This window comes from Pseudactinotalea sp. Z1739 (assembly GCF_049725055.1).
Lineage (GTDB): Bacteria > Actinomycetota > Actinomycetes > Actinomycetales > Beutenbergiaceae > CALKWS01.
The window spans coordinates 79,947-96,959 of the sequence record NZ_JBMPQA010000014.1; the positions used below are offsets into that span (position 1 = coordinate 79,947).

Below are 17,013 nucleotides of genomic sequence, written 5' to 3' on the forward strand. Positions count from 1 at the left end.
GACGTCCGTGAGCAGCGTCGACCCCGCACCGGGACCGGAGCCGAAGGAGCGACGGCGCGGCGGGCAGGTGTCGGACACCGATCCGGTGACCACGGAGGCCGGTTCGGTGGCGGGCAGGTCCGGACCGGATGTGCTGACCTTCCGCGGCATCCCCTACGCTGCGGCCCCCGAGGGTGCGGCCGGCTTCGCCGCCCCGCGGCCGCATCCGGGATGGGAGGGCGTGCGGCCGGCGCTGGCGAACGGACCCACCCCCACCCTGGGTCCCACCCGGGCCAACCACACGGTCCCCGAGGTGCACGTACCGGGCTCGGAACGCCTCAACCTGAATGTCTTCACCCCCACCACCGACGCGGCAGCGAAGTTGCCCGTCTACGTCTGGATCCATGGCGGGGCCTACGTCGGCGGTGCGCCCGGGGGCGCCTGGTTCGACGGCACCGGGTTCGCCCGCCGGGGCATCGTCACGGTGACGATCACCTACCGGTTGGGCTTCGAGGGATTCGGCCACGTGCCCGGGGCTCCGGACAATCGAGGGCTGCTGGACCAGATCGCCGCCCTGGAGTGGGTGCAACGCAATATCGCCGCCTTCGGTGGGGACCCCGGGCGGGTGACCATCGGTGGGCAGAGCGCGGGAGGTGGCTCCGTGCTGGCCCTGCTGGCCAGCCCGGCCACCGCGGACCTGTTCGGCAGGGCCATCAGCCACTCGGCACCACTGCCCGACATCACCGCGGACACGGCCGCCGAAGTGGGGCAGCAGTTGGCCCGTGCCTGCGGGGTGGAGCACACCGTGGCCGGCTGGTCCGCCGTGACCCGGGAGCAGCTCGTGACCGCGGAGCGGGCGCTGATCGGCGGCGGGCTGTGGGAGGGGCTGCGGCACCTGGGACGGGTGTTGCGTGAACGGGAGAACGTCACCTGGTTCGGGCCGGTATTGGGAACAGAACCACTGGGTTCGGAACTGATGACCGACCTGGCCGCAGCGCAGCGACCGTTGCTCCTGGGTGCCACCAGCCACGAGTTCAACCATCTCGCGACGCTGGTCCAGACCGACCTCGGCCCGGGCCTGACCTCCCGGCTGCTGCGTGGCCTGGGGATGCCTGCCGCCCGGGCCAGGGCGTACCCGGCCGCGTTTCCGGATCTGACCGGCACCGAACTGATCGGCCAGGCCATCACCGACCGCCTGTTCCGGTACCCGGTGGTGCGCATCGGCGCCGCCCGCGCCGAGACCTCGGCCCCGACCTGGGCGTGGGACTTCCGGTGGCGCTCACCGCTGACGGGCCTGTCCTCGCACTGCCTCGACCTGCCCTTCGCCTGGCACAACCTCACCGCCGACCGGGTGGCCCGGGCCGCCGGTGCGGAACCCCCGGTGGGCCTTGCCGATGAGATGCACGGGGCGATCGGCGACTTCATCGTCGACGGTGATCCCGGGTGGGCCCCCTTCACCGCGACCGAACCGTTCGCGCGGGTGTTCGACACCGAGAGCTGGACCGGCCGGGATCCTTACCGCTTCGAGCGGATCGCGGTGCAGGTGGAGCGCGGCCGCTGAGGCCCTGTCGGCCTCGCCGGGGTGCCCGAACGGTCGGTGCGGCGCACGCCCTTCTCAGCCACCGTCGCTGACGGTGACCTCCTCGCGGGGGTTGGGCAGCACCGGCGGCGCCGGCACGGGCGGTGGGAAGAACCTGCGCATCCCCAGGTCGATCAGCGTTCCCAGGCCCACCCCGGCCACGACGCCGACCAGGACACCCAGCAGGGGCCGTCCGTACAGCAAGGCGCCGGCTCCCACGCCCAGCGCAACCGAGTACAGCGACCACATCACCGAGGCCACCGCGGCGAAGCCGATGAAGCGGCGCAGTGGGAAACCGAGGGCGCCGGCGCTCAGGTTCACCGCCACCCGGCCCACCGGGATGTACCGGGCCGCGAGGATGAACGCACCGCCGCGCTGGTGGATCGCCTTGGACGCCCAGGCCAGGGTTCGCCGGCCGCGAGGTCCGCGGAAGAGGCGCAGGCTGTGCACGTCGACCTTGGTGCCGATCAGGTAGGCGAGAAGGTCCCCGCAGAAAGCACCGAGTGCGGCGGCCGGGATCAGCAGCCAGAGGCTCAGTCCTTCGCCCTGGGCGTTCAACGAGGCCATCGCGATGACCAGGGACTCACTCGGGACGGGCGGGAAGATCCCGTCGATCAGACAGAACGCAAGAAGGACCACCAGGGACCACGGCGACGCGGCACCCTCGAGGATCAGGTCGATCACAGATGAACTCCTCGAGCGTGGTGTCGATGACCATGACGCCACCGCACCCGGTGGCGACGCCGCCAGCGTATGTCACGGAGAGGTCTCAGGCACCACCAGTTCGTGTGCGAGTCCCGCGCCGGCGAAATTCTTGGTCAGCGCGTACGCATCGGGGATATCCGATCCGCTTCAGGCCAGTGCCAGGCGCGCGCGGACCACATCGGCCAGTACCCGGGCCTCCTCCTCGGCCTGGTCCTGCTGGGCGGCCTCCACCATCACCCGTACCAGCGGCTCGGTGCCCGAGGGGCGCAGCAGCACCCGGCCGGTCTCGCCCAACCGGGCCTCGGCGGCCGCGACGGCCGTACGCACCTCCGCATCGGAGTCCACCCGCGTCTTGTCCACTCCGCTGACGTTGATGAGCACCTGGGGCAGGCGCGGGACCGCACCGGCCAGGTCGGCCAGGCTACGTCCGGTCTGCGCCACGCGTGCGGCCAGGTGCAAGGCGGTGAGGAGGCCGTCCCCGGTGGTGGCGTGATCGGCCAGCACCAGGTGTCCGGACTGCTCCCCGCCCAGGCTGAACCCGCCGGCGCGCATCCGCTCCAGCACATACCGGTCGCCGACCCCGGTCTGCACCGTGGTGATGCCGGCCTCACGCATGGCCAACAGCAAGCCGAGGTTGCTCATCACCGTCACCACCAGGGTGTCGTAGGCCAGGGTGCCGGCCTCCTTCATGGCCTGGGCCAGGATGCCCATGATCTGGTCGCCGTCGACCAGTGCGCCGGTGTGATCGACCGCGAGGCACCGATCGGCGTCACCGTCGAACGCCACCCCCAGGTGCGCCTCGGAGGCCACGGTGACCGCCTGGAGCTGCTCGGGATGGGTGGATCCACACATCTCGTTGATGTTGCGACCGTCGGGAGAGGCGTTGATGACCACCACATCGGCACCGGCATCCCGCAGCGCCTGCGGCCCGACCTCGCTGGCCGCGCCGTTTGCGCAGTCCACCGCGATGCGCAGGCCCCGAAGCGGGATGGAGGTGGTGCTCAGCAGGTGCTGGACGTAACGGTCCCCACCCACCCCACGGTCCAGCACGACGCGTCCGACGTCGTCCCCCACCGGGAGCTCGACCGGGGCATGGAGGGCAGCCTCGATCGCGTCCTCCACATCGTCATCGAGTTTGTGCCCGCCCCGGGCGAAGAACTTGATCCCGTTGTCCGCCATCGGGTTGTGCGAGGCGGAGATCATCACGGCCAGGTCCGCGTCCTCCACACTGGTCAGGTGCGCCACCGCGGGGGTGGGCAGCACGCCCAGGTCCTCCACATCCACACCGGCGCTGGAAAGCCCGGCGATGGTGGCCGCAGCCAGGAACTGGCCGGAGACACGGGGGTCACGCCCCACGATCGCTTTGGGCCTGCGGTCCTCGAACCGGCCGTGCGCGGTCAGCACCGAGGCGGCGGCCATGCCCAGGCGCAGCGCCAACTCGGCGGTGACCTCCCGGTTCGCCAACCCCCGCACTCCGTCGGTTCCGAAGAGTCGAGCCATCGTTCACTGTCCTTCCGCTACCACGCCGCCGGCGGCGCACGCGGGCCCCGCGCGACCACGCAGCGCATCGGCCCCGGCGGGTGGGTTCCCGCCGGGGCCGATGATGCCACGTCCTAGCCCGCGAGGGCCCGCGATCGGGCGCTGATCAGCGCTTGGAGTACTGGGGAGCCTTGCGGGCCTTCTTCAGCCCGGCCTTCTTCCGCTCGATCACGCGGGCGTCGCGGGTGAGGTAGCCGGCCTTCTTCAGCACGGGCCGGTTGGCCTCGGGGTCGATCTCGTTCAGCGCGCGGGCGATGGCCAGGCGCAGGGCGCCGGCCTGACCGGAAGTACCGCCGCCGTCGATCCGGGCGATCACGTCGAAGCGGCCGAGCATGTCGATGGCCACCAGCGGCGCGCTGACCGACTGCTGGTGGATCTTGTTCGGGAAGTAGGTCTCCAGGTCGCGCCCGTTGATGTTCCAGGTGCCCTCACCCGGGATCAGCCGGACCCGCGCCACGGCCTGCTTGCGCCGCCCCAGCGCTGCGCCCGGTGCGGTGCGCGACGTACCCTGCCCGGTGGGGGCCTCCGACTCGGAGGTGTACTCGGTGGGAACGTCCTCGACGTCCGCCACTGCGGTGTTCTCGGTCACTGGTTCTCCTCGCATCTACAGATCGCGCAACGCCGTGCGTTACTGCGCCACCTGGGTGATCTCGAAAGTCTGGGGCTGTTGGGCGGTGTGGGGGTGCTCGGCGCCGCGGTAGACCTTGAGCTTGCGCAGCTGCGCCCGGCCCAGGCTGGTCTTGGGGATCATGCCGCGAATGGCCTTCTCGACCGCTCGCTCGGGGTGCTTCTCCAGCAGCTCGGCGTAACTGGTGGCGCGCAGACCGCCGGGGTAGCCGGAGTGGCGGTAGGCCGTCTTCTGCTCCGCCTTGCTTCCGGTCAGGGCGACCTTGTCGGCGTTGATGATGACGACGAAGTCACCGCCGTCGACATGCGGGGCGAAAGTCGGCTTGTGCTTACCACGCAGCAACGTAGCGGCGTGGGTGGCGAGCCGACCGAGGACGACGTCGGTAGCGTCGATGACGTACCAGGCGCGCTCGGTCTCGCCTGCCTTGGGGGTGTACGTACGCACGGTGTTGGCCTTCGTTCTGGATCGGTGCTGCGGTCTGGTCGGTCCGGGCGTCACGGGCCCGTCTGGCTGGGCACACATCCGCCCCGCCGAACCGGTGGTCGGTCGTTAGCGTCGATGCCCGCGCGTGGTGGTGAGTGGGAGACACCGACCGGCAGCACGGACGCACAACAACACGTCACTGTACTGCCAGGCCGGCCCGGTGGTCAAAGCCGCAGGGCCGTCCAACCGGCCCGCACGAGCGATATTGCTCACGTTCTGCCCTCAGCGGCGGCGGGCTGCGCCGTCATCGTCCCATACCGGGGCGGTGGTCTCGCTCACCCTGCCATCGGCGCCGACGTGCCAGAAGCGGTCGAAGGAGCGGGTGAACCACCTGTCGTGGGTGATGGCCAGGACCGTTCCGGTGAACGCCTCCAGCCCCTGCTCCAGGGCCTGGGCCGAGTGCAGGTCGAGGTTGTCGGTGGCTTCATCAAGCAACAACAGCGTGGCGCCGGACAACTCCAGTAGCAGGATCTGGAACCGGGCCAGTTGGCCGCCGGAGAGGGTCTGGACCTGTTGCTCGGCCGCGGCGGCCAGTTCGTACCGGTCCAGTACCCGGCCGGCATCCTCACGGGCGATTCCGTTCCGGGTGCCATCACCGCGGTGCAGCACCTGCAGCAGGGTCCGTCCGACCAGGTGGGCGGGGGCGTCCTGCTGGGCGAACCAGCCCGGGCGTACCCGGGAACCCAGCCGCGCGGAGCCGCTGTGCGCGACGGCGGCGGGTAGGTGCTCGCTGGCCGGGGCGTTGCCGGTGTCGGGATCGGTACCACCGCCGGCCAGCAACCGGAGCAGGTGAGACTTACCGGTGCCATTGGCCCCGAGCACGGCGACTCGCTCGCCGAACCAGACCTCGGCGTCGAAGGGTTCGGTCAGGCCGTTCAGGGCGAGCCGGTCCAGCACCACAGCCCGCTTGGCGGTGCGTCCGCCCCGCAACCGCATCTGCACGTGCTGGTCACGAGTCACCGCCTGGGGTGGCCCCGCCTTCTCGAACGCCGTCAGGCGGGTGCGGGCCGCTTGCAACCGAGAGGCCATATCGGAGTTGTAGCTGGCCTTCTGCTTGTACATCTGCACCAACGTCCGCAACTGGGCGTGCTCGGAGTCCCAGCGCCGGCGCAGTTCGGCGAGCCGGCTCATCCGATCCGTGCGGGCCTGGGCATAGCCCGCGAAGCCACCGCCGTGGCGCCATGCGGTGGACCCGGCCGCCCCCGGTTCCAAGGTGAGTACGGCGGTGGCGACCGCCTCGAGCATCTCGCGGTCGTGGCTGATGAAGAAGACGGCCTTATCTGTTTCACCCAGCCGGGCCTCCAACCACCGCTTGGCGGGCACGTCAAGGGCATTGTCCGGCTCGTCCAGGATGAGGATCTGCGCGCTGGAGCGCAGCAGCGCGGAGAGCACCAACCGCTTGGACTCACCACCGGAGAGGGTGGACAGGCCTCGGGACGCGGCACGATCCCAGGACTGGGCGAGCACGTCGGAGCAGATCTCATCCCACTGCGCCTCGAGCTGGTACCCGCCCACGTCGGCCCAGTCTGCCAACGCCTGTGCGTAATCGAACTGGGCGGCCTGGTTCTCGGCCCCGGTCATCGCCGCCCCGGCTCGGGCCAGCCGCTGGGCGACCTCGCGCTGACGCGCCGGCGCATGGGCTGTCAGCAGGTCCTGCACGGTCGGTTCCCGCTCGGAACCGGGCGGCGGGGCGGCAGCGCTGCCCGGGACCTCGCCGCCGCCTGGGTGACCCGCACCCCGGGCGCCGGGCATGCACGCCCCGGGTGCCTCGTCGTCAGCCGTCGCGACCAGTGCCTCCGCGCGGCGACCCACCCACTGGGCCATCACCCCGATCTCGCCCGCGGTGGTCACCGCTCCCCCGTGCGGCGTTATCTGCTTGGTGGCGATCCGGATCAGGGTGCTCTTGCCCGCGCCGTTCGGACCGATCAGCGCCACCCGCTGGCCCTCGCCCACGTGCGCGTCGACCTCGTTCAGCAGCACCCTGCCGTCGGGGAGGTGGTAGGTGATCCCGGCCAGATCGAGGTGCGCCATGGCCCCAGGATGGCGGTCCGGTGGCGGTGGGCCAAGCCGTTTTACGGGAGCCGCTGTGCCGCAACGTCTGCGGATGCGCGGGTGTGCCGGCAGTGTCAGTGTGGGTGGATGGACGCGAGCACACCCATCCCCGAGGAACTCTCTCCGGACGAGCCCAGCCCGGAGGAACTGGCCAACGCCGATCAGGTATCGGACCTGCCCCCGTCGGACACCACCGCCTCCCCCGAAGAGGATGGTGAGCCCGAACCCGATGACACCGGTGAGGCCGATCCGGATGTCGGGGCCACCGGAACGATCCGGCAGTTGCCCGCCGAGGACACCCTGGAGGACACCGGCGGGCGGGACCTGGTGGATGAGGGCTTCAACGCCCCGGACGCACCGGGCCCCCTGTATGAGCAGACCGTGGCGGATGAGATGACTCCGGACGGCATCGATGAGCGCGTGGAGATCGAGGAGCCGGAGGTGTGGGAGACACCGGCATCCGACGACGAGGCCGACCCCGCGCTCTGACCCCCGGTCACCTACTGCGACACCGGGAACGCCGCCGCGCCACCTCCCGCTCGAGACCTCACGGGAGTTCGCGCACGGCACGGGCCTGGGTGGCGCGCGCACCCAGTTCATGCGTGGGCGGGTAGGTGATCTCCTCCAGGCACAGTCCGTGCGCGGGCATCACCATCACCGCCGGGTCCCGTCTGCGGGCAGCCAGCACCGCGGCGGCCCATCCCGGTTCCTGGCGGCCCTGCCCGATGGCGACCACCGCCCCGACCAGGGCACGCACCATCGAGTGGCAGAACGCGTCGGCCACCACGGTGCCCTCCAGCACGCCTTCGGTGGGACGTTGCCAGGAGAAGTCCTCCAGCGTACGGATCGTGGTGGCCCCTTCCCGTGGTCTGCAGAACGCGGCGAAGTCGTGTAGTCCACAGAGCATGTCGGCTGCGGTGTTCATCGCCTCGGAGTCCAGCGGTCTGGGCACGATCACCGTGTCCCTTCGACGTAGGGGATCGGCGAGGGCGGGACGGTCGCACAGCCGGTAGGAGTAGCGTCGTCGCAGGGCGGAGAACCGGGCATCGAAGTCGGTGCTGACCACGGTGGCACGGCGTACCACGATGTCCGGTGGCAGCACGCCCGCCAGCCGCGTGAGGGCCGCCTGAGCGGGGGCACGGTCGGATCGGCCGGGTAGGGACTCCCACGCAGCCGCGTCGACGTCGGTGTGGACCACCGAGCCCCTGGCGTGCACGCCGGCATCGGTGCGCCCACCCACCACCAGCCGCGGTGGTTCGGTGCGCAGGATGGTCCCCAGCCCGCGCCGCAGTTCCCCCTCGACGGTGCGCAACCCTGGTTGGGCGGCCCACCCGGAGAACTCGGTGCCGTCATAGGCCAGGTCCAGCCGGATGCGCACAGCCGGTTCATTCCCGGCCGGTGGCGCTGCGGGCCTGTCTGGTTCGGACACGGGAACAGTTCATCACATCGTGTCCGCTCCGCACGTTCACAGCGGGCCCGCTTCACGCTGCGCCAGTAGCATCAGGGTGTGACTTCCGACCCGGTGACCCTCTCGGTGGACTGCGGGGGCGGCGGCATCAAGGCCTCGGTGCTGGACGATGTCGGCACCATGCACGCCCAGCCGGTACGCACCGCCACACCCTACCCGCTGCCACCGGAGAGCCTGCTCGAGGTGATCGCCGACCTCGCCGAACGGTTGCCCCCCACCGACCGGATCACCGTAGGCATGCCGGGCATGATCCGCCACGGTGTGGTGGTGCACACCCCCCACTACATCACCCGGGCCGGCCCGCGCACGAAGGTACTGCCCGAGCTCAGAGCGGCGTGGACGGGCTTCGACATGCGCCGTGCGGTACAGGAGCGGCTCGACCAGCCCGCCCTGATCCTCAACGACGCCGAGGTGCACGGAGCCGGCGTGATCGCCGGCGCAGGCCTGGAACTGATGCTCACCTTCGGCACCGGGTTGGGCAATGCAGTGTTCGACGGCGGCCGGCTGGCCCCGCACACGGAACTGTCCCAGAGCCCGGTGCGCTGGGGCCTGAGTTACGACGAGTACGTCGGCGAGCACGAACGGTTGCGGTTGGGGGATGCGATGTGGTCGCGGCGCGTCCGCCGCGTGATCGACGCGTTGCGCCCGGTGTTCCTGTGGGACCGGCTCTACCTGGGCGGTGGCAACTCCCGCCGGATCACCCCGGTGGTGCTGGCGAAGGCGGGCGACGACGTGGTCGTGGTGCCCAACAGCGCCGGAATCGTGGGAGGCGTGCGGGCCTGGTCACTGCCGGGCTGAGACATCCGGACCGGCGCCCGGGGCGAGGTCCGGACCGGACTCGCGCACCTGGGCCACCAGCGCGGCCAGCACGGCGTTGAACAGGTCCGGGCGCTCCAGACTGACCAGGTGCCCGGTCCGGGGCAGGACGATCAGCCGACCTGTTCGAACTGCGGCCCAGAACCGGCCCTGTTCCACCCGGAAGTGGTCCCATGCCCCGTTCACCAGCCACACCGGGGCCTCGATACGGCGCAGGTCCGTGATCGGATCCACCTGCGCGATCGCCGTGAGCGCCGGCACCATCACGTCCAGCGCCACCCCGCCGGCAGCGACGTCCCGGGCGGCGTCCGGGCTGAGCATCCGGGTGGCGAGCGTGTCATTCAGCCAGCCACCCCGGTCGGGCAACCGATTGATCAGCCCGGCCAGGCGCCGGTAGGCCGCCAGCGGCGCCCCCCGCGGACGCACGCTGCACCCGGCCGCCAGCACCGCGTCGACCGGACTCGCTGTTCGAGCGGCCCAATCCAACGCCAGATAGCCGCCCAGCGACAGCCCGACCAGGATGCGTCTCCCGGCGGGCAGTTCCTGCCATGCCTGCTCGATCACCTCCCGGCACATCGCGAGCGAGAACGCACTACTGATCTGCGCGCCGTGGCCGGGAAGGTCGATCGCCCGCGCAGTCACCCCCAGCGCCTTGAGGTGCTCCACCTGCGCCCGCCACATGGTCCCCGAACTGCGAATGCCGTGCACGAACAGCACTGATGGCTGGGCGGGCTCGTCCTGCATGCCGGGCTCGCCGGGCCGGTCCCGCTCGGCGGGCTGGGCGACCCTCACCCTGAAGGCCGGTTCGCGCTCAGGGTCTTGATGATCCACGGGCATGGACACCACTGTGCCACGCCCTTCACGCCGCCACCCGAACCATCGCACGCGCTGAGCGGTCAGCGGGCCGGGCACAGAACACGCAGGCCCGCTGCCGGAGTGGTCCGGCAGCGGGCCTGCGAATGCGCTGACTAACGTCGGGTCAGGACTTGCCGGCCTCCCCGGCGTCGTCCTTGGCTTCGGTCTCGTCGGCCTCGGCGGGTGAGTCGGCCGACGGTGCCGAATCCGGGCTGTCCGGGCTCGCCGCCGACTCCGGGGAGTCGGGGCTGTCCGGGCTGTCCGTGGTCTCCTCGGCGGAGGGGGCCTCGGCGGCCTGCTGGGCGGCGGCTTCCTTCGCGCCACGCTTGGTGGCGCCTTCAGCCTCCTTCACGGTGGCCTGCTTCGGGCTGTAGGGCTCGGTGACGAGTTCGATCACTGCCATCGGCGCGTTGTCACCCTTGCGGGGGCCGACCTTGATGATCCGGGTGTAGCCACCGGGACGCTCGGAGAATCGCGGAGCGATCTCGGTGAACAACTCGTGCACCACGTCCTTGCGGGACAGCACGGCGAGCACCTGACGACGGGCGGCCAGGTCACCGCGCTTGGCCTTGGTGATCAGTCGCTCGGCGAACGGGCGCAACCGCTTGGCCTTGGTCTCGGTGGTGCGGATGCTGCCGTGCTCGAACAGCGACTGGGCCAGGTTCGCCAGCATCAGGCGCTGGTGTGCCGGGCTACCGCCGAGACGGGGCCCCTTCGTGGGCTTGGGCATGGGAATCTCCTAGGGTGCGAGCGACGCTCAGTTGTAGTCGTAGTCGTCGCCGTCGTACGAGGCCACGAGGGAGGGGTCGAAGTCGCTCGGGCTGTCCTTCAGGGACAGACCCAGACCGACCAGCTTCTCCTTCACCTCGGTGATCGACTTGGCGCCGAAGTTGCGGATGTCCAGCAGGTCGGCCTCGCTGCGAGCCACGAGCTCGCCAACGGTGTGGATGCCCTCCCGCTTGAGACAGTTGTAGGACCGGATGGTCAGATCCAACTGCTCGATCGGCATCGCCAGGTCCTCGGCCAATGCGGCGTCGGTCGGGGAGGGTCCGATCTCGATCCCCTCGGCCTCGGTGTTGAGTTCGCGGGCCAGCCCGAACAGTTCCACCAGGGTGGAACCGGCCGAGGCCAGGGCGTCACGCGGGGACATCGAGCGCTTGGTCTCCACGTCCACGATCAACTTGTCGAAGTCGGTCCGCTGCTCCACACGAGTGGCCTCGACCTTGTAGGTCACTTTGAGCACCGGGGAGTAGATCGAGTCCACCGGCACACGGCCGATCTCGGCGTCGGCCTGCTTGTTCTGCACCGCAGAGACGTACCCGCGGCCACGCTCGACGGTCAGTTCGATCTCGAGTTTGCCCTTGGCGTTGATGGTCGCCAGGTGCAAGTCCGGGTTGTGCACCTCCACACCGGCCGGGGGCGTGATGTCGGCAGCGGTGACGGTGCCGGGGCCCTGCTTGCGCAGGTACATCACCACAGGCTCGTCGTGCTCGGAGGAGACCACGATGTCCTTGATGTTCAGGATGATCTCGGTGACGTCCTCCTTCACACCGGAGATGGTGGAGAACTCGTGCAACACCCCGTCCACGCGGATGCTGGTCACGGCCGCACCCGGGATGGAGGAGAGCAGGGTACGACGCATGGAGTTACCGAGGGTGTAACCGAAGCCCGGCTCAAGAGGCTCGATGACGAAACGGGACCGGAATTCGTCGACGACTTCTTCGGTCAGTGTGGGGCGTTGTGCGATGAGCACTGGTGATTCCTTTCAGCAAACGTCCGCTATATGACGTCGTGCACGACCCCGGCCCATCTGTCCGAACCGGGGGTGAAGCTAACGGTGGTGGGTGGACCGCCCTGAGGGCGGCCACACCAACGGTGCAGGCTTCCGCCCGCACCACACCGGACTCAGACCCGGCGACGCTTCGGTGGGCGGCAACCGTTGTGCGCTTGCGGGGTCACATCCTGGATCGATCCGACCTCCAGGCCGGTGGCCTGCAGCGAGCGGATTGCGGTCTCCCGGCCCGAGCCGGGGCCCTTGACCAGCACGTCCACCTTCTTCATGCCGTGCTCCTGCGCCTTGCGGGCGGCAGCCTCGGCGGCGAGCTGGGCGGCGAAGGGCGTCGACTTACGCGATCCCTTGTAGCCCACCTGGCCGGAGGAGGCCCAGGAGATCACGGCACCGGTGGGGTCGGTGATGGTGACGATGGTGTTGTTGAAGGTCGACTTGATGTGGGCCTGACCGGCGGAGATGTTCTTCTTCTCCTTGCGGCGCGGCTTGCGCGCACCGGCGGCTTGGCGAGTCTTGGGGGGCATCTACAAATCTCTTCTCTTCGAGGTCGTCGATCCGCATCCGCACGGTGGCGGAGAGCGAACTGCTTAGCGAGCGGCCTTCTTCTTGCCGGCCACAGTGCGCTTGGGGCCCTTGCGGGTCCGCGCGTTGGTCTTGGTGCGCTGTCCGCGCACCGGAAGGCCACGGCGGTGCCGCAGGCCCTGGTAGGTCCCGATCTCCACCTTGCGGCGGATGTCTGCGGCCACCTCACGGCGCAGGTCACCTTCGAGCTTGTAGTTGCCCTCGAGGTAGTCGCGCAATGCGACCAGGTCCGCGTCGTTGAGGTCCTTGACGCGCAGGTCCGGACTCAGGCCGGTGGCCTCGAGCGTCTCGGCAGCGCGGGTGCGGCCCACGCCGAAGATGTAGGTGAGCGCCACCTCGAGCCGCTTGTCGCGGGGGAGGTCGGCGCCGACGAGTCGTGCCATATTGTTTTCTCACTCCTGTGAGTCATCGGAGGTCTTCCACATCGCCGTCCCGCGGGCTGCGGGCCCCGGCCTCCGAGCCGAGGGTTGCGATCGCAGGGCGATCGCTGGCGGTGTGCAGTTGTGGTGGGCCGCGGACGGCCCGAACGCAGGGCGTCAGCCCTGGCGCTGCTTGTGACGCAAGTTGGTGCAGATCACCCGCACGACACCGTTGCGACGGATCACCTTGCAGTTGTCACAGATCTTCTTGACGCTCGGCTTAACCTTCATGATGCTTCCTCTGCACCGCCGCGCACGCTCGGGAACTCCCATGGGGCTCCCCCTCGCGGCGGCGAGATCGTGGTCTGTTACTTGTAGCGGTAGACGATTCGACCGCGGGTGAGGTCGTAGGGGCTCAACTCGACCACCACACGGTCCTCGGGGAGGATCCGGATGTAGTGCTGCCGCATCTTGCCCGAGATGTGAGCGAGTACCTTGTGGCCGTTGCTCAACTCGACGCGAAACATCGCGTTGGGCAACGCCTCGACCACGTGGCCCTCGATCTCGATGACCCCGTCCTTCTTCGCCATATCCTCCGCTAACTGCAGTACTTGTCTGGATCCGATGAGGCGCGTGTGTACGACTGTGCTCCGTGTGCTTCCGGCCCGGTCACCCGGGGCGAGAGCATGGCGGAGCGCGCCCAACGGTCAATCCTACGGCATGATCCGCCCGGATGGAACCGGCCCCGATCGGTTCCGATGCGGTCTACCTCACACCCACCTCCGTCGTCGTCCCGGCGGAACGACGACGGAACACTCCCGGCCGGTCAACTCACCTCAACCCTGTCAGAACAACCAGATCAGGAAGCCCAGCACCCACTTGGCCAGTCCGAGCAGAACCGCCAGGACAGGGGGCAGGGACGGGGTCGGGGGAGTCACCGAGACCGACACGGTGTGTTCCACCTCCTGCTCAGCGTAGGTGATCCCGAAACTGTTCGCTCCGGCAGTGATGGACATCCCGAACTCGGCACCCTGTTCCGCGTCCTGATCAACGACCACGGTGAAGGACACCCGGGCACTCTCTCCGGGCCCCAAGTCCGGTACCGACCAGTTCAGCACGGTTCCGATGGTGAAGTTCACGCCATCAGGTAGCGGCTCGACCAGATCGGCGTGCGCGAGCACGTCACTCATCTGGGTACGGACATGCGCACCGGAGATCTGCGCCTGAGAGGTGTTCTGCACCTGCCAGGTATAGGTGACCTCATCCCCGGCCCGCACCTCCCCGGAGGCCGGGTCCGCGCTTACCGAGGCCTCGAAGGCGGTGACGTAGTGCACCAACTCACATCCACTCACGCACTCCCCGCCAGGGCCCTCGGCGATCACCGACAGTGGCAGGACCGCGCCGGGCGCATCGGCGAAGCGCAGGTTCGCCCGGAATGAGAAGGAGGCCGATTCCCATCCGGCCAACTCCGGCGCCCACCAGCGCACCAGGCCGTTCTCCGGGTCGAACTCGGCACCGGCAGTCAGCGCTTCGATGTCGGCGTAGGGAAGCAAGCCGGACACATCGGCGATGACGGCGCCCTCGGTCATCGTCAGCCCGGAGGTGTTCTCCGCGACGACGTGGTAGTTCACCTGACCGTTCGGACGGACGGTTCCTTCGTGCGGAATGGTCACCCCGTTCGCCTGTGCCCCCCGCACGCTGACCTCCCAGGAGAGTTGATCCACGGTGTGGGTGACCTCGCGGTCGCCGTAGGTGATGCCGAAACTGTTCGCCCCGGCGGTGATCGACGTGGCAAGTTCGGCGCCCACCTCGGCCTCCTCCTCGACGACCACGCTGAAGGACACCTCGGCGGTCTCGTGGGCGGCCAGGTCCGGCACGTCCCACCGCAAGATCGTCGCTCCGGTGATACCGACCAGACGCAACTCCTCAGCGAGCGGCTCCACCAGTTCGGCGTGCTCGAGGACCTCACGCAACTGGGCGGTGACGGTGGCACCGGAGATCTGCGCGTGGGAGGTGTTCTGCACCGTCCAGGTGTAGGCGATCTCATCGCCGGGTTCGACCGCACCAGCAGGCGGGTCAGTACTCATCGAGGCCTCGAAGCCGGTGGCGTAATGCACCAGTTCACACCCAGAGACACACTCCCCACCGACACCCTCAGCGCTCACCGACAACGGCAATACCGCATTCGGGGCATCCGCGAACCGCAGATTCGCCCGGAACCGCACCGACGCCGACTCCTCCGCAGCAAGCTCAGGCACCGACCACCGCACAACCCCGGCGTCGGCGTCGAACTCCGCACCCTCCCCGAGTGCCTCGATATCAGCAAACGGCACCAGGCCCGACACATCGGCAACCACCACCCCATCGGTGATCGACACCCCAGAGGTGTTCTGAGCGCTCAGGTAATAGTTCAACTGCCCATTCGGACGCACCGTGCCCTCACTCGGGATCGTGACCCCATTGGCCTGCGCCGCCCGAGCACTGACCTCCCACGCCGGCTCAACGACCGAGTGGGTGAGCGTGCAGTCGGTGCACAGCGCGCCAGCCCGTTGGGGTGTCGCCACGCTGGTCAGGGTGGCCCCGAGGGCGTCGTCGTCCACGGTCACGGCGAAGGAGACCGAGGCGGGGTGGTTGCGGTGTACCGGTTGGCGAACGGTCCAGGTCAGTACATCCCCGTCCAGGTTCAGCCCCGCTGGCAACGGCTCGACGAGCGTGGCACCACTCAGCACTTCCGAGAGGTCCACAGTCGCCGCGACCCTGGTCACAGGACGCACGTCGAGCGCAGCGGCGGTAAGGGTGTAGGTGATCTGCTCACCCGGTGCCACGGTGGATCCGGACGCCGGCTCGGCGCTGTGGGACAACTCCCAGGTGGGCTGGGCGACGGTGTGCACCAGGGTGGCGGGATCCACCAGCGACCCACCGTGGCGAGCCGTCCCGGCACTGATACCCATCCGCACCGCCTCGCCCGGGGTCGCGTCCGGGTGGACCTGCGCGACGAAGGAGATCTCCGCGCTCTCCCCCGGGCGCAGGTCGGGGATGTTCCAGTGCAGCACCGACCCGAACATCTCCAGTGCCTCATCCAACGGCTCCACCAGATCCGCGGCCTCCAGCAACGGACCGTCCTGGTGGCGCAGGTTCGCCCGCACGTGTGCCCCGGTGAGTTCGCCGCCGGAGATGTTCTGCGCTGTCCAGGTGTAGGTGATCTGCTGACCGGCGGTCACCTCACCGGCCGCCGGGTCGGCGGTGACCGAGGCGTCGAATCCGAACACGTGGTAGCCGAGTTCGCAGCCCGCCACGCAGTCCCCACCGGCACCCTGGGCGTTGAATCCGAGCGAGACCTCGCCCCCACGCGCGGGGGCACGGAGTCGCACCTGGAAGCGCTGGGTGACGGACTCACCCGGCTCTAGTTCGGGCACGTCCCAGGTCAGCCGGTTGGTGTCGGCGTCGTAACTCACGCCCTCCCGGAGGGTGCCCAGGTCCCAGTGCTGGCCCATCCCGGTCAGGTCCGACACTACCTGCGCACCGGAGACCGTGACATCAGAGGTGTTCGTGGCCGTCATCGACGGAACAATCGCCGCGTTCGTCAGCAGGGTCGACCCGGGCTCCTCATTCGGGGTCACGCTCAGGTCCCAGGAAGGTTCGCCGGGCACTGTGTGGCTGATGGTGCAGTCGGTGCAGGTCCCGCCATTGCTCTGCGGCGCGGCAACGGAGGTCAGCGTGACGCCGGAGGCATCGGGTTCGACCACCACGGAGAAGGACACCGAGGCGGGGCGATTCATGTGTACCGGATTGCGCACGTCCCAGATGAGGTCATCACCGGTCAGGCTCAGTTCGCGGTGCAAGGGCTCGACCAGGCTCGCGTGAGCCAGCACGCCGGACAGGTCCACCGTGGCCACCACCCCCGTCACAGGTCGGGCGTCGAGTGTGGCGGCGGTCAGGGTGTAGGTGACCTGCTCACCTGCTTCCACCGTGGCGCCGGACGGGGGCGCGGCCTGCTGGGACAATTGCCAGGCGCTATCCTGCGCCGGGGTCGTCTCGGCGTCGTCGATCGCATCCGCCGACGCCGTCGTGATCCCGACGCCGAGCAGGAGCAGCGACAACAGTGCTGCCATGAACGTGCGAACTCTGCCGCGTGCCGAAGGGGCCGACCGGTGTGACATCTGTGTCCTTTCCTCGCGC

General features: G+C 69.3%; 17 protein-coding genes. 3 read left to right on the top strand and 14 right to left on the bottom strand.

Annotated elements, in window-relative coordinates:
- Positions 1–7 precede the first annotated feature (7 nt).
- Positions 8–1,540: a carboxylesterase/lipase family protein gene (locus ACO0LV_RS16375; RefSeq protein WP_424788989.1), complete on the top strand. Its 1,533-nt coding sequence runs from the start codon at positions 8–10 to the stop codon at positions 1,538–1,540.
- A gap of 54 nt (positions 1,541–1,594) precedes the next feature.
- Here the strand turns inward: ACO0LV_RS16375 and ACO0LV_RS16380 are convergent, their stop codons facing one another.
- The 5 genes from ACO0LV_RS16380 to ACO0LV_RS16400 form a co-directional block, all read right to left on the bottom strand.
- Positions 1,595–2,242 (bottom strand): DedA family protein, encoded by a 648-nt coding sequence (locus tag ACO0LV_RS16380; RefSeq protein ID WP_424788990.1) that lies wholly within the window; start codon positions 2,240–2,242, stop codon positions 1,595–1,597.
- Positions 2,243–2,410: 168 nt separating this feature from the next.
- On the bottom strand, positions 2,411–3,763 hold the full coding sequence (gene glmM / locus ACO0LV_RS16385; RefSeq protein WP_424788991.1) for a phosphoglucosamine mutase: 1,353 nt from the start codon (positions 3,761–3,763) through the stop codon (positions 2,411–2,413).
- Positions 3,764–3,908: 145 nt separating this feature from the next.
- A complete protein-coding gene (rpsI, locus tag ACO0LV_RS16390) occupies positions 3,909–4,391 on the bottom strand; it encodes a 30S ribosomal protein S9 (RefSeq protein WP_424788992.1) in 483 nt (160 codons plus the stop codon).
- 39 nt (positions 4,392–4,430) lie between these two features.
- Complete coding sequence (gene rplM / locus ACO0LV_RS16395) at positions 4,431–4,874, bottom strand: 50S ribosomal protein L13 (protein ID WP_424788993.1); 444 nt, start codon at positions 4,872–4,874, stop codon at positions 4,431–4,433.
- A 261-nt stretch (positions 4,875–5,135) separates the two neighbouring features.
- On the bottom strand, positions 5,136–6,944 hold the full coding sequence (locus ACO0LV_RS16400; protein ID WP_424788994.1) for an ATP-binding cassette domain-containing protein: 1,809 nt from the start codon (positions 6,942–6,944) through the stop codon (positions 5,136–5,138).
- 108 nt (positions 6,945–7,052) lie between these two features.
- Here ACO0LV_RS16400 and ACO0LV_RS16405 point away from each other — a divergent pair, with 108 nt between their 5' ends.
- Positions 7,053–7,454 carry a hypothetical protein gene (locus ACO0LV_RS16405; RefSeq protein ID WP_424788995.1) on the top strand — a complete coding sequence of 134 codons (402 nt, stop codon included), beginning with the start codon at positions 7,053–7,055 and terminating at the stop codon, positions 7,452–7,454.
- A gap of 58 nt (positions 7,455–7,512) precedes the next feature.
- On the opposite strand, the gene truA is transcribed toward ACO0LV_RS16405, so the two are convergent.
- Positions 7,513–8,394, bottom strand: coding sequence for a tRNA pseudouridine(38-40) synthase TruA (gene truA / locus ACO0LV_RS16410; RefSeq protein WP_424788996.1), 882 nt, complete (start codon positions 8,392–8,394; stop codon positions 7,513–7,515).
- A gap of 78 nt (positions 8,395–8,472) precedes the next feature.
- Here truA and ACO0LV_RS16415 point away from each other — a divergent pair, with 78 nt between their 5' ends.
- Complete coding sequence (locus ACO0LV_RS16415) at positions 8,473–9,231, top strand: ROK family protein (RefSeq protein ID WP_424788997.1); 759 nt, start codon at positions 8,473–8,475, stop codon at positions 9,229–9,231.
- On the opposite strand, the gene ACO0LV_RS16420 is transcribed toward ACO0LV_RS16415, so the two are convergent.
- The 8 genes from ACO0LV_RS16420 to ACO0LV_RS16455 form a co-directional block, all read right to left on the bottom strand.
- A complete protein-coding gene (locus tag ACO0LV_RS16420) occupies positions 9,217–10,086 on the bottom strand; it encodes an alpha/beta fold hydrolase (RefSeq protein ID WP_424788998.1) in 870 nt (289 codons plus the stop codon). The genes ACO0LV_RS16415 and ACO0LV_RS16420 overlap by 15 nt on opposite strands.
- A 142-nt stretch (positions 10,087–10,228) precedes the next feature.
- Positions 10,229–10,834, bottom strand: a complete 606-nt coding sequence (gene rplQ / locus ACO0LV_RS16425; RefSeq protein ID WP_424788999.1) for a 50S ribosomal protein L17 — start codon at positions 10,832–10,834, stop codon at positions 10,229–10,231.
- 27 nt (positions 10,835–10,861) lie between these two features.
- Positions 10,862–11,857, bottom strand: coding sequence for a DNA-directed RNA polymerase subunit alpha (locus ACO0LV_RS16430; protein ID WP_424789000.1), 996 nt, complete (start codon positions 11,855–11,857; stop codon positions 10,862–10,864).
- 152 nt (positions 11,858–12,009) lie between these two features.
- Entirely contained in the window at positions 12,010–12,417 is a 408-nt protein-coding gene (rpsK, locus tag ACO0LV_RS16435) for a 30S ribosomal protein S11 (RefSeq protein ID WP_424789001.1), read from the bottom strand.
- 63 nt (positions 12,418–12,480) lie between these two features.
- Positions 12,481–12,858 carry a 30S ribosomal protein S13 gene (gene rpsM / locus ACO0LV_RS16440; RefSeq protein WP_424789002.1) on the bottom strand — a complete coding sequence of 126 codons (378 nt, stop codon included), beginning with the start codon at positions 12,856–12,858 and terminating at the stop codon, positions 12,481–12,483.
- A gap of 153 nt (positions 12,859–13,011) precedes the next feature.
- Positions 13,012–13,125 carry a 50S ribosomal protein L36 gene (gene rpmJ, locus ACO0LV_RS16445; protein ID WP_424789003.1) on the bottom strand — a complete coding sequence of 38 codons (114 nt, stop codon included), beginning with the start codon at positions 13,123–13,125 and terminating at the stop codon, positions 13,012–13,014.
- 77 nt (positions 13,126–13,202) lie between these two features.
- Positions 13,203–13,424 carry a translation initiation factor IF-1 gene (infA, locus tag ACO0LV_RS16450; protein WP_022917277.1) on the bottom strand — a complete coding sequence of 74 codons (222 nt, stop codon included), beginning with the start codon at positions 13,422–13,424 and terminating at the stop codon, positions 13,203–13,205.
- Between the two features lie 255 nt (positions 13,425–13,679).
- Positions 13,680–16,946 (bottom strand): hypothetical protein, encoded by a 3,267-nt coding sequence (locus tag ACO0LV_RS16455; protein WP_424789004.1) that lies wholly within the window; start codon positions 16,944–16,946, stop codon positions 13,680–13,682.
- Positions 16,947–17,013 lie beyond the last annotated feature (67 nt).